This window comes from Acinetobacter sp. TR3 (assembly GCF_027105055.1).
Taxonomy (GTDB): Bacteria; Pseudomonadota; Gammaproteobacteria; order Pseudomonadales; family Moraxellaceae; genus Acinetobacter.
Map to the genome: position 1 here is coordinate 695,205 of NZ_CP114264.1, position 12,919 is coordinate 708,123.

Sequence of the window (12,919 nt, forward strand, 5' to 3'; positions counted from 1 at the left end):
TTGAAGTAATGGAAAGCCTCGATGATTCGAGGCTTTTTATTCTTTGATTAGAGATTATGCTTCAAGCGATATTGAACTAATTCTTCAATACTAATGAGTGTTAAACCATGTGTTTGAGCATAAGCCAAAACTTGAATACCTGATGCCATAGAACCATCTGGATTAGTCAATTCACATAATACACCTGATGGTTTTAAGCCAGCCAAGCGAGCTAAATCAATGGTTCCTTCGGTATGTCCACGGCGAGTTAATACACCGCCATCACGTGCGCGTAATGGAAATACATGACCTGGGCGACTCAAGTCACTTGCAATAGCACCATCTTTAGTGGCAGCTAAAACTGTTGTTACGCGATCTTTAGCAGAAACACCTGTCGTAACGCCTTGAGCTGCTTCGATCGTTACCGTGAATGCTGTTTTAAATTGGCTAGAATTGTCGACCACCATTGGTGGGAGTTCTAAATGATCGGCTAGCTCTTCGGTTAAGCATAAACATACAATACCAGAACCATCACGAATCATTTGTGCCATGGTTTCGACAGTGAGTGTTTCAGCAGCAATAATTAAGTCGGCTTCATTTTCGCGGTCAAAATCATCCATAACCAAGACGGGTTTGCCTTGGCGGATGTCTTCTAAAGCTTGTTGAATACGTTGTTCAGCAGGAGAAAGGGCTGAAAAGAAAAGTTCGGGTTGAATTAAACTCGACATAATGAAACGCTCTCGTAAATAGGATACGGTTGAACATTTCAGGACTGATGTAAAAATAAGCGCGCACCAAAACGAACCAAAGTTGTTCTGGTAATTTCGTCTTCTTTCATCCGGACTATACCGTCGGCTTTGGCATCTCACCAAATCTGCGAGTATATAAATATATATACAGGCTCGTGGGCTGATTAGGTCGGTGATGATCAAAGCCTAACTTACCACCGGTGGGGAATTTCACCCCGCCCTGAAGCGATGTGCTTTGATTATAGCTAGTTTTTTGAGAGGAAAGGGAACTATTTATGAAATGGATCGTTCTATTGAAATATGAATTTAAGCAAATGAAGTTTCGGTTTTGTCGTGGAGAAATCATTGTTTTTGAATTGTTTTGATGAGTTCCATTTAGCATTTGGTATTGACCCAGCCATAAAAAAAGCCAGTTCATATTGACTGGCTTTTTAGGAATTTTTTACTGCTTATGCAATTTGTACAGGAATACAGTTTGCTGTGTGATTGACTGTATTGTCTGGATTTGCATAAACCAAACGTGGTTTGTGGAGGTTTGCTTCTACTTCAGTGAAATCACCAAAAGTTGCAATAATGACTAAATCACCCACATCAGCTTGGTGCGCTGCGCCACCATTGACTGAAATGATACCAGAATCTTCTTCACCACGAATTGCATAAGTTGTGAAGCGTTTGCCGTTCGTTACGTTCCATACATGGATTTCTTCGTATTCACGAATCCCTGCTAAGTCCATTAATACACCATCAATTGCACAAGAACCTTCGTAATGAAGTTCTGCATGAGTGACAACTGCACGGTGAATTTTACATTTTAATAAACGAGATAGCATGGCTAGCGTCTCCTGAGTAAGACCTAAGATGAATATCTTATTGGTTGACTTGTCACGTTTCCCGCTGGCGATAGGCGGTTTGATGCGCATTTTGCGCTTAAAAATGCAATATGGCAAGCGTGATTGATCAACAATTCAGTTTAAATTTAAGCGGGTTTGTATGCATTAATTTGATTCATGGCCTGTGAAACTTGTCCATCGACAAGCATTTTCACTTTTGATAAGGCATGATCAATCGCTGCATCCATTAAAGCTTGTTCACTGCTAGGAGCTTTGCCAAGCACATGACCAGAAACACGTTCTTTAGAACCAGGATGTCCAATTCCTATGCGTAAGCGATGGAAATTAGCACCAATATGTGGAACGATGTCACGAAGACCATTATGTCCGCCATGTCCACCACCTGATTTTAAACGAATAATGCCAGGATCCATATCGAGTTCATCATGAGCAACAAGAATTGCTTCAGGTGCAACTTGATAAAATTTGGCAAATGGTACGACACTTTGACCAGAACGGTTCATGAAAGTGGTAGGTAAGAGTAAACGTACGTCATGACCATCAATTTGACCACGACCGCTGTATCCATGAAATTTTGGATCAGCCTTTAAAGAAATACCATAACGATCTGCAAGCTGTTCTACGAACCAGAAACCTGCATTATGGCGGGTTTGGGCATATTCCTTACCAGGATTACCCAAACCAACAATTAGCGAAATATTTGACACTAATTTACGCCTTTAACACTTATGCGCGTTTGAAGTCAGCGTGCATAGGTGTGTTTTTAGCTGGGTGACGTTGTAACGCTTGGATTTTAACGTTTTCAACTTTATCACCGATTTTGATCTCGATAACTTCTTCGAAGAAAGCATTGTTTTCTAAAGCTTTAACGATTTCACGAAGCTCTAAAGTAACAGCTACAGGCTCAGCGCTACCACCATAGATGATTGCTGGGATTTGAGCAGCGTGGCGAAGGCGGCGGCTCGAACCTTTCCCTTGTTGTGCTACTTCACGTGCTTGAGCGTTTAATACGAAGTTTGCCATGGGCATATCCTCATTGAGTTTGAGTAACTAAACTTGCGACCAGTTTAGTGATAGAAAAACCCTAGCGAGCTAGGGTTTAAGAAAAAAAGCTGGGCTATTATAGATAACTATCGAACATAGCGCTAATAGATTCTTCGTTATTGATACGACGAATTGTTTCAGCAACCATGCTTGCAACAGAAACTTGGCGAATTTTACCTAAGTTTGCTGCTTCATCTGAAAGAGGAATCGTGTCAGTAACAACGAGTTCATCAATAACAGAGTTACGAAGGTTATCAATCGCTTTGCCTGATAAAACAGGGTGAGTCGCATAAGCAATCACTCGACGAGCACCAAATTGTTTCAGTGCATCTGCAGCTTTGCAAAGCGTACCTGCTGTATCTACCATGTCATCAACAATGACACAGTCACGATCTTTTACATCACCAATCAAATGCATCACTTGTGACTCATTTGCTTTTTGGCGACGTTTATCAATAATCGCTAAATCGATATCACCTAACTGTTTTGCAACAGCACGTGCACGAACAACACCACCTACGTCAGGAGATACAACCATTAAGTTGTCATGTTGTTGTTGACGTAAATCAGCTAACAACGCTGGCGTACCATAGATGTTATCAACTGGGATATCGAAGAAACCTTGAATTTGGTCTGCGTGTAAGTCGATCATTACCACACGGTCAATACCTACAGTTGTCAGCATGTCTGCAACAACTTTTGCAGTAATTGGAACACGAGCAGAACGTGGACGACGATCTTGACGTGCATAACCGAAATACGGAATGACTGCAGTGATACGACCAGCACTTGCACGACGCAAAGCATCAGCCATGACCAAGATTTCCATCAGGTTATCGTTGGTAGGCGCACAAGTAGATTGAACGATAAAAACGTCTTTACCACGAACATTTTCAGTAATTTCAACTGAAATTTCACCATCAGAAAACTTGCTTACAGAAGCAGCACCGAGAGGGATATGTAAATGGCTTACGACTTTTTGGGCGAAATGTGGATGAGCACTTCCACTAAAAACGACAAGATTGGGCATGAAGCACCCTTGGCGGTTGGCTTATAATGAATTTGGATGGCAGGGGCGGCTGGATTCGAACCAACGGATGCCGAGATCAAAACCCGGTGCCTTACCACTTGGCGACGCCCCTAATGCGGCAGAACTTTAATCGTTTTGTATGATAATGTCAATATAATTGAGCAAGTATCGATATAAAACAAGTCTGTCTAAAGATATGGCAGGGGCGGCTGGATTCGAACCAACGGATGCCGAGATCAAAACCCGGTGCCTTACCACTTGGCGACGCCCCTAATTTGATAATATGTAATGGCAGGGGCGGCTGGATTCGAACCAACGGATGCCGAGATCAAAACCCGGTGCCTTACCACTTGGCGACGCCCCTATATATTACATATATCTACAGATGAAAATTGGCAGGGGCGGCTGGATTCGAACCAACGGATGCCGAGATCAAAACCCGGTGCCTTACCACTTGGCGACGCCCCTAACATGTAACTGAAAAATTTCTTAAAGGAGATTCTGCCAAACTATTGACCAAGTAAGCTTTACAAGGCGCATTTTGCAAAATTTTCTTTATATCCATTTCACTTGTTACTTCAATAAAAACACAAGCACCTGTACCTGTAAGCTTTGCTAGACCAAATTGATCTAAATATTGCATTGCTTCTTCTACTTCAGGATATAACTGTCGAGCCAAAGGTTCAAAGTTATTTCCAAAATTAAAAGGTTCTAACTGATAGGCGCAAAATGTAGTGATCTTAGAATCTCTTGTCAATGTTTTTTGTGAAAAAAGTGCTTGAGTGCTGATAAAACAGTCAGGTTTTAAAATTATGAATTGTTTTTGAGCTAAGTCTATGAATGATAAATGTTCACCTATGCCTTCTGCCCATGCATTTCGACCAAAAATAAAGATAGGCACATCTGCACCCAATTGCACACCATAATCAGCGAGTTGCTGTTCATTTAAACTGCATTGCCACAGTTGATTCAGTACGATGAGTGTGGTGGCAGCATTAGATGAACCGCCGCCAAGACCAGCACCCATAGGAATATTTTTCTCTATTTGAATATTTAACCCACATGGTTCTTTTGCATGGGGTTTGAGTAATTGGGCTGCACGATAGATTAAGTTTTGTTCAACAGCAACCTCGTTTAAGCCTTCAATATGAATCATTCCATCCGCAATTGGCTCAAAAGTCATCCAATCATATAAATCAATCAGTTGAAAAATAGTTTGTAATTCATGATAACCATTGTCTCTACGACCAGTGATATGCAGAAATAAATTCAATTTAGCAGGGGAAGGTACTCTAATCATAAAAGAATCTAATCTATCGGTTTTGAATCACCATTGTAATACGGTTTTCTTTATCGTCAGCAAGTGCTTGCTTCAACAAAAGTTTATTTGGAAGGATTTGCTTATCGTTATAGCTAAAATCAACAGTCCAGCCATCTTCAATGAGCTGTTTCAAGCGATTTTGTTCGTCTTTGCTCGCTTGAGCATTTTGCGTCGCAGGCTTCGCTTGTACCCAGTAGGCAAGGTGCATAATCGGTGCCTGCCAACCTGTCGCTTTTTCCAGTAATTCTTCAGGTGTAGCTGCCGTAATCAGACCTGTTTTGGCGCTATTTAAGGTGACTTGACCTGGTTTCCCTTCAATTTGGGTTTTCCCAACACCTAAAATTCCAGTCAGTTCAATATCAAATTGATCTTGTTGTTGAACCCATGTAAAAAAAGCACTGCCAGACTGTTGTGGTGTACGTACACCTATTTTACCTTGTAAGCTAAAGTTATTTTCATCTTGCACTTGTGGTGAAGCAATTATCTTATTTGGTTGGCTTAGATGTTGGCAGCCTGTTAATACTAGAATACTACTGCTACATATCGCGACACATAATTTTGAAAACAAGCGCATGTATTTAACTCTTTTTTACAGTGATAGGTAAGATTAAGCTATCAAGTTGTTGTAATTGTGGGGTATTTGCATGTTTTTGTTTCAATTGCTGTAACACCTCACTAAATTGTGTGAGTGCGCCTTGCATATACAGCGCTTTAGCATAGCGAACGCCAATATTGATATTTTGGCTAATTGAATAGGCTTGTCCCAAGACTTTGGCTGCGGTATCAAAATCATTTTGTAGAAAAGCGATATAGCCTAATGTATCAAGAATAGAGGCTTGTTCAGGTGCAAAGTTGAGCGCTAGTTCTGCATATTTTCGTGCTTCTTTTAGACGACGATTTTGCAATGCTAAGGTATACGCATAAGCGTTTAAATAGGTCGGGCTATTGGGTTCAATAATTAAAAGTTGCTTTAGGGTTTTATCTAATTTATCCCGATCGGTATAAGGATCCAGCAATAATACTTCTGCATAAATCAGTTCAGGATCATCGGGTAAGCTCTTAATTGCTTCATCTAGCAATACTAAAGCTGCTTTTTTATTATCCATCTTTTTTAAAATATCAGCTTGAGCTTGATAAAGAAAACTTGCATGTTGTGGATAATTCACCCGCTCTTGTGTAAGAAAGCGTAAAGCATCATTCAATTGCCCTTGCTTTTCGAAAATAGTGACCATATTGCGTCGAGACACAATATATAAGCTGCCATCTACGAGCCGATAATATGCTTTTGCAGTTTCATAATGTTGTTTGCGCTGTGCATTGATTGCAAGATAGTAATAAGCTTCATTCTGATATTTTGCTGAAGAACGTAATTCAACTAAATATTGTTCAGCTTTTTCGTATTGTTTTAAATCAATACTGGTTAAGCCGGCAATAAATAAAGCTTCTTCAGTTTTTGGATAATCTTTGATAATACTTTCAAGCTTATCTAATGCTTGCTGTTGTTGATTGATTTGAATGTAATAGCGAGCTTCAGCTAATCGTATATCAATATTGGTTTTATTTTTTCGACTGGCTTGTGCAAACCATTTTTGTGTTTCAGCATCGTCGCGTAAAGCCATTAATAGATTGGCTTTCATCAGAATGAAACTGGTCGATTTTGAACGTTTACGTAAGGCTTTATTGATATTATTTAATGCTTGCTCATATAAGCCATCTTGCGCTTCTAATCCAGCGATTAAAGCTAAGATAGATGGGTTTTCACGTTCTTTACTGGTACGTAAGGCATTTAATAAAATTTCACGATCTTGTGCTTGTTCGGGTGCAATCCCTGCCAAAATTTGTTCGAGATCAGCAGTTGGGTCAATATTTAAGATTTTGTCTAATGTTTTTGCTGCCAATTCATATTCATGGGTTTTTAGGGCAATATGTGATAAGTAAAATAAAGCAGGAACATCTTTGGGTTCTTGTTCTACCCAATGTGTTGCAATATCTAACGCAGATTGAAAATCGTTATATTCTAAGGCGACATCTAAAGCACGCTGTTTGATGGTGGTTGAATTACTTTGAATAGCAAGCACAGTATAATTATGTAGAGCAGTTGCGATATCATCATAAGCAAGCGAAAATTCAGCCACCATACTTTGTTGTAATGCGCTGTCAAAACTTTTATCTGCATACATGTCGTGTATTGCTTGTGCAGAGACATACGAGCTCATGCTACCTAACAACAAGATTGTGGTAGAATACCGTCGAATCGTCTTGCCGCTAAAAAGGGTACGGCGATATAGCTGACGCAATTTTTATTGATCCAAAGTAATGCTTTTTATGACACCGATGTTGCACAATAACATAAATTTAGCGAAATGATGATCTGATATGTCTTTCTTTGCATTGGGTGTCAACCATCAAACAGCTTCTGTTGAACTTCGTGAACAAATCGCTTTCAATGCAGAGCGATTAGCTGCGCTATTACTTGAACAAAATAAACATTCACCTTTGAATGATTTAGTTGTTGTATCAACTTGTAATCGCACTGAAGTTTATGCCATGACAGAAGATGCTGATAGTGTTCTGACTTGGTTAGCCCAAGTGAATAATATTGATGTAAAACAGTTAATTCATCATGTTTATCGTTACGAAAATGCTCAAGCTGTTACACATTTGATGCGTGTTGCAAGTGGTTTAGACTCTTTGATGTTGGGTGAGCCGCAAATTTTAGGGCAAGTTAAAAGTGCTTTGGCTTTATCTAAAGACGCACAAACTGTGTCGCCTGAACTAAATAGTGTTTTTGAATATGCTTTTTATGCAGCGAAACGTGTTCGTTCAGAAACCTCTGTAGGTAGCCATGCTGTTTCAATGGGTTATGCAGTTGCTCAGTTAGCATTGCAAGTTTTTAGCCGCCCTGAAAAGTTAACGGTTATGGTGGTTGCCGCAGGTGAAATGAATAGTTTGGTTGCTAAGCATTTAGCGGAAATGGGGGTGGCAAAAATTTTAATTTGTAACCGTAGCCGCGAACGTGCGAATCTTTTGGCACAAGAAATTGCCCATCAAGTTGAGGTTGAAATTATTCCCTTTGCTGAGCTTGCACAAAACTTGCATAGAGCGGATGTGGTCTCTAGTTGTACAGGTAGTTTGTATCAAGTGATTGAATATTCAGACGTTAAAGCTGCATTGAAAAAGCGTCGCTATCAACAAATGTTGATGGTCGATTTAGCTGTTCCGCGTGACATTGATCCCAAAGTGGAATCATTGGATAACGTGTATTTATATGGCGTAGATGATTTACAAAGTGTGATTGATGAAAATTTAGCGCAACGTCGTCAGGCGGCTGTTGAGGCTGAAATTATGGTGAATCAATTGGCTACTCAATTGATGACCCAACAAAAAGTGAAAGAGGCGAGTAGCACCATTCAAGCTTATCGTCAGCACAGTGAAGAAGTCAGCCAAAAAGAATTGGCACATGCACTAGAGTTACTGCAACATGGTCATGCAGCAGAACAGGTCATGCAGGAGTTTGCTCATCGCCTATCACAAAAACTTATGCACCCAACTTCTATTTTATTAAGAGAAGCTGCTAAAGCTGAAAATCCAGATTATTTTGAATGGTTACAGCAACATCTACAGGATGTGTTTGAGCATGAGCGTAAACCGAGACAGTAACTTAGCTTAGGACAATAACTTCAAGCTAATCTGTTTTGTTAATTCATTTAATTGTTGACGTAAATTGCGTGATTCAATGAGTGAGATAGGTGATCTCAGTTTTAATTTTAAATATTTTTCTTGTAGATTTAATGAAAAGTCCTTAGCCAATTTATCAGCAATCTCAGGTGCTTGAGTTAATGACTCAATATTGGTTCTCTGCATAACATCGGCAATCTCATGACTATAACGACTACATGCACCGAGTACGTAATAGGTTGCTAATTCCTGATCATCAGGTAAATCATCAAATACAATATTGAGCACCGCTAAAACTTTAGCCAGCAGCTCAGTTTGGTCAATCACCGCCAGTAATTCTTCAAAATGAATATAGAGGAATGGGTGATGCATTAAAATTGCGATTGCAAAATCTTCATCTTTGGTTTGAATATTAAAAGATAAAGATGCATCGTGGCTGATTTGCGGGGTAAAGCGTTTGCCTAGACCGAGTTTCTCACGGAAAGACTGACTCAGTAGATAACGGAATGAACCATGTTTAGGTAATAACTCTGTTAATTCACGTAGTTCTCCCATGACTAAACTTTTACCTTCTGGCGTGCTAACGTCATGCTGTCCTGTTAAATGGGCAAACACAAAGTCAGATAAAAGCGGTGCCTGTTGTAATAATTTTTGGAAGTTTTCTAAGCCTTCACGACGAATTAATGAGTCTGGATCATGTTCATTCGGAAGCACAAAGAATTTTAATTCACGACCATCATTGAGTAAGGGTAGCGCAATTTCTAAGGTGCGTCGTGCTGCTTTTTGTCCAGCAGCATCCCCGTCAAAGGCAATGGTAATACGAGAATTTTGTTTAAATAGGGTAGTTAAATGATCCGCATTACTGGCTGTTCCCAGTGTTGCGACAGCACCATTGATACCATATTGCTGCAATGCAATCACGTCCATATAGCCTTCGACCATTAACCAATCGTTGGCTTTGAGTTTACGACCCTCATACAAACCATAAAGCAATTGATTCTTGTGGAATACCTCTGAATCTGGTGAGTTAATATATTTAGGTTTAATTTCATCATTGAGCGCACGACCACCGAAACCAACCACGCGTCCTTTATGATCACGGATCGGAAAAATTACCCGCTCACGTAATAAATCAAAATCTCGACCACTATCACTAGAGCGAATCAGACCCAGCTGTTTCAAACCTTCAATATCTTGTGGAAAGGCTTTTTCTAAATGCTGCCAATCCTCTGGTGCATAACCTAAACGCCAAAATTGAATCGTTTGTGCCGATAAGCCACGCTGTTTGAAATAATTTTGTGCTTTTTGACTGATTGGGAGTTGGCGTTCATAAAACTGAGCAACATTTTCCAATAAGTCATAGAGATTACCTTCTTGAACTTGTTCATCCATATAAAAGGATGGATCAAATTGAGCAAAAGGATCATCCATAACACGATCTATATCGACAAAATGCCCATCTATAAATTCGTCTGCTACAGAAATAGGTGCTGGATTTTCAGCGACTGACGTGTTTGTTGGTTGAGCCGCTGCAATTTGTTGAGGACTGCGTTTATAAGAAAGTTTTTTATTGTCGTGATTATCTTTCGGTAATTCGATGCCTGTCTGATTAGACAAATCTTTCATCACATCGACAAAGTTACGACTATCAATGTCCATTAGGAAACGAATCGCATTACCATTGGCTTGACACCCAAAGCAGTGGTAATACTGCTTATCTCTATATACATGGAATGATGGAGATTTTTCCTGATGGAATGGACAACAGCCCGAGTAAGTACGCCCAGTCTTTTTTAACTTCACACGTTGACCGATTAAATCGACGATATCAGTTCGATCTAAGATTTGATCAATCGTATGTTGTGGAATTGCCATGTACATTTAACCATTTTGGACTGAGAGATAACATCTTCGTTGAAGTCAGTGTGTCAGAATTCATTGTTGCATAAAATGAAAAACAGGCAAGGGTAGACTTGCCTGTTTTGTGGTTTTGATGAGTGCAAATTAATTTGCAGCATCAGCCCCCCACGTTTCTTTGGTCTCAGGCTTATCTAATAGCCCGAAGCTTAAACGGTTCATCCAACTTGGTTTATCGGTTGGTTCGTCAATAGGAGCAGAATCGCTTTCTTCAGTTGTCGGTTTATCTAATAAACCAAGGCTCAAACGATTTGTTAAGCTGCGTTGCTCAGTTTCACCATTGGTTTGTTCTTTTACTTGTACCGTTTTAGATTCGCGGCCAAGCAAGCCTAAAGTGGCACGATTGACCCAACTACCTTCTTTACGAGCAGCACGAAGATTTACTTCACCATTTGCCTTAACTAAATTTGGATAGTTTAGTTTTAAGAGATCAATATATTGCTGAGACGTGGCTTGATCGCCTAATTTTTGGTAGCTATAAGCTAATGTTGCAAGTGCTTCTGGTGTTTGTGGTGTTTGAGGGTAGCGTTCAATGACCCATTGTGCGCGTTCAGCAGCAGCCAACCATGCTTTACGTTGAATATTGAAACGCGCCGCATTCATTTCACTTTCGGCCAATTCTTGACCGATAAATTTCATACGTTGTGCAGCATCTACTGAATATTGGCTACTTGGGAAACGACGAATCAAGTCTACAAAGTTTTGATAAGCGACTTTAACGTAGCTCACATCACGATGTGATTGTTGTAATGACGTATAACGAATCAAACTGTCGTAATTCATTTCCATATTGGCTACACCCCGAACATAGTAGGCGTAATCAACATTTGGATGCTGTGGATTTAAACGAATGAAACGATCTGCCAGTGCAATCGTACCTTCATAATCTCTTTGTTTAAATTTGGCGTAGAGGAGTTCAAGTTGTGCTTGTTGCGTGTATTGTCCAGTTGGATAATACGTATCTATTGCTTCAAGTGATTTAACAGCATCAGTATATTGATTACGTTCAAGTGATTTTTGTGCTTTTTCAAAATAGACTTGTTCACTTGACTGTGGGCCTTTATCAACCACTTCTTTTTTGCTTGGATTACTGCTACAACCGACAAATACAGACGCTACGCCTAAAGATAAAGCCAATATGGTAATTTTATAATGGGGTAGCGACATAAAAATTCCTCTGTTTTTGGGACAATAAGCTACAATGGTGTTATTAAACCATTTTTGTATCGATCATCAAAATGACTTCAACACAATCTTCCAATTCAAACCTTTCTGAGACAGATTTCTTACTCGAAGATTCTGTCGATGCAGATAATCATAATTCTGATGCAACTGCAACACGTTTATCGTTGCAAATTCAACTCGATGAAGAGTATCTAGGTCAGCGTATTGATCAGGTTGCTGCATTGGTTTGGAGCGAGTTCTCTCGTGAAAAGCTTAAACAGTGGATGAAAGACGGGCATCTGTTGGTAAATGGTAACATTGTAAAACCTAAATATCGTTGCGAAGGCAATGAATTGCTTACGCTGAATGTTGAATTAGAAGCCCAAACATCGAGTCAACCTGAAAATATTCCTCTCAATATTGTCTATGAAGATGATGATATTATTGTGATTAATAAAGAAGTTGGCATGGTGGTTCATCCAGGTGCTGGTAATCCCACAGGTACTTTGGTCAATGCCTTGCTTTATCATGCACCGAAACTAGCTGAGCTTTCACGTGCAGGTTTGGTACATCGTATTGACAAAGACACCAGCGGTTTATTGGTTGTTGCAAAAACATTGGAAGCTCAATTTTCTCTCAGTAAACAACTTGCGAAAAAAACCGTTTATCGTGTTTATGATTTAGTTGCGTATGGCAATATCATTGCGGGTGGCACAATTGATGAACCGATTAAACGTCACCCAGTCGATCGTGTCAAAATGGCGATCTTACCGGGCGGACGTGATGCAGTAACACATTACAATGTGAAAGAGCGTTTCCGTGACTTTACTCGTATTCAGGCTCAACTTGAAACAGGACGTACCCATCAAATTCGTGTGCATTTTAGTTATCTTGGACATGGTTTGGTAGGTGATCCTGTTTATGTTAATCGTGTTCGTTTTCCTGCTGGTGCATCAGAAGTCTTAATTGACATGTTACGCAGTTTTAAACGTCAAGCCTTACATGCAGCAAAATTAGGTTTAGTGCATCCGCGTACTGGTGAAGAAATGATGTTTGAAGCGCCATGGCCAGAGGATTTCACTCAATTGGTTGAAGTACTTCGCCAAGAGAATGAAGCTTATTAAAAAAAGTTCTCTTTAAATAAAGGGGGATGTGTTTAGCTTCTCCCGTTCAAAAGCTAAGGGAT

At 39.8% G+C, this 12,919-nt stretch carries 12 protein-coding genes, 4 tRNA genes and 1 riboswitch; of the genes, 2 read left to right on the forward strand and 14 right to left on the reverse strand.

Translation table 11 applies throughout. From position 1 onward, the window contains the following. Nucleotides 1-47: 47 nt before the first annotated feature. The 12 genes from ribB to O1449_RS03375 form a co-directional block, all read right to left on the reverse strand. Nucleotides 48-707 (reverse strand): 3,4-dihydroxy-2-butanone-4-phosphate synthase, encoded by a 660-nt coding sequence (ribB, locus tag O1449_RS03320; protein WP_269229748.1) that lies wholly within the window; start codon nt 705-707, stop codon nt 48-50. 94 nt (nt 708-801) lie between these two features. Then, a riboswitch (FMN riboswitch) is annotated at nt 802-959 on the reverse strand. A 218-nt stretch (nt 960-1,177) separates the two neighbouring features. Further along, a complete protein-coding gene (gene panD / locus O1449_RS03325; protein ID WP_269229749.1) occupies nt 1,178-1,558 on the reverse strand; it encodes an aspartate 1-decarboxylase in 381 nt (126 codons plus the stop codon). Nucleotides 1,559-1,704: 146 nt separating this feature from the next. Next, nucleotides 1,705-2,286 (reverse strand): aminoacyl-tRNA hydrolase, encoded by a 582-nt coding sequence (pth, locus tag O1449_RS03330; protein WP_005158359.1) that lies wholly within the window; start codon nt 2,284-2,286, stop codon nt 1,705-1,707. Between the two features lie 19 nt (nt 2,287-2,305). Continuing rightward, a complete protein-coding gene (rplY, locus tag O1449_RS03335) occupies nt 2,306-2,602 on the reverse strand; it encodes a 50S ribosomal protein L25 (protein WP_004663523.1) in 297 nt (98 codons plus the stop codon). 97 nt (nt 2,603-2,699) lie between these two features. Continuing rightward, nucleotides 2,700-3,653, reverse strand: a complete 954-nt coding sequence (locus O1449_RS03340) for a ribose-phosphate pyrophosphokinase (protein WP_004663520.1) — start codon at nt 3,651-3,653, stop codon at nt 2,700-2,702. Nucleotides 3,654-3,690: 37 nt separating this feature from the next. Further along, a tRNA-Gln gene (locus O1449_RS03345) sits at nt 3,691-3,765 on the reverse strand. 85 nt (nt 3,766-3,850) lie between these two features. Next, nucleotides 3,851-3,925 (reverse strand) — tRNA-Gln (locus tag O1449_RS03350). 17 nt (nt 3,926-3,942) lie between these two features. Further along, nucleotides 3,943-4,017: transfer RNA gene (locus O1449_RS03355), tRNA-Gln, on the reverse strand. 29 nt (nt 4,018-4,046) lie between these two features. After that, nucleotides 4,047-4,121 (reverse strand) — tRNA-Gln (locus O1449_RS03360). Then, on the reverse strand, nt 4,120-4,953 hold the full coding sequence (gene ispE / locus O1449_RS03365) for a 4-(cytidine 5'-diphospho)-2-C-methyl-D-erythritol kinase (protein WP_269239166.1): 834 nt from the start codon (nt 4,951-4,953) through the stop codon (nt 4,120-4,122). Before ispE ends, O1449_RS03360 begins: the two co-directional genes overlap by 2 nt. 13 nt (nt 4,954-4,966) lie before the next feature. Further along, nucleotides 4,967-5,548 carry a lipoprotein insertase outer membrane protein LolB gene (gene lolB, locus O1449_RS03370; protein WP_269239167.1) on the reverse strand — a complete coding sequence of 194 codons (582 nt, stop codon included), beginning with the start codon at nt 5,546-5,548 and terminating at the stop codon, nt 4,967-4,969. 4 nt (nt 5,549-5,552) lie between these two features. Then, nucleotides 5,553-7,271, reverse strand: coding sequence for a tetratricopeptide repeat protein (locus O1449_RS03375; RefSeq protein WP_269239168.1), 1,719 nt, complete (start codon nt 7,269-7,271; stop codon nt 5,553-5,555). A gap of 79 nt (nt 7,272-7,350) precedes the next feature. Here O1449_RS03375 and hemA point away from each other — a divergent pair, with 79 nt between their 5' ends. Then, nucleotides 7,351-8,634 carry a glutamyl-tRNA reductase gene (gene hemA / locus O1449_RS03380; RefSeq protein ID WP_269229753.1) on the forward strand — a complete coding sequence of 428 codons (1,284 nt, stop codon included), beginning with the start codon at nt 7,351-7,353 and terminating at the stop codon, nt 8,632-8,634. Between the two features lie 6 nt (nt 8,635-8,640). Here the strand turns inward: hemA and O1449_RS03385 are convergent, their stop codons facing one another. After that, entirely contained in the window at nt 8,641-10,527 is a 1,887-nt protein-coding gene (locus tag O1449_RS03385) for a DNA primase (RefSeq protein WP_269229755.1), read from the reverse strand. Between the two features lie 129 nt (nt 10,528-10,656). Further along, nucleotides 10,657-11,736, reverse strand: coding sequence for an outer membrane protein assembly factor BamD (locus O1449_RS03390; protein WP_269239169.1), 1,080 nt, complete (start codon nt 11,734-11,736; stop codon nt 10,657-10,659). Nucleotides 11,737-11,807: 71 nt separating this feature from the next. Here O1449_RS03390 and rluD point away from each other — a divergent pair, with 71 nt between their 5' ends. Then, nucleotides 11,808-12,857, forward strand: a complete 1,050-nt coding sequence (rluD, locus tag O1449_RS03395; protein ID WP_004663505.1) for a 23S rRNA pseudouridine(1911/1915/1917) synthase RluD — start codon at nt 11,808-11,810, stop codon at nt 12,855-12,857. The last annotated feature ends 62 nt before the right edge of the window (nt 12,858-12,919 follow it).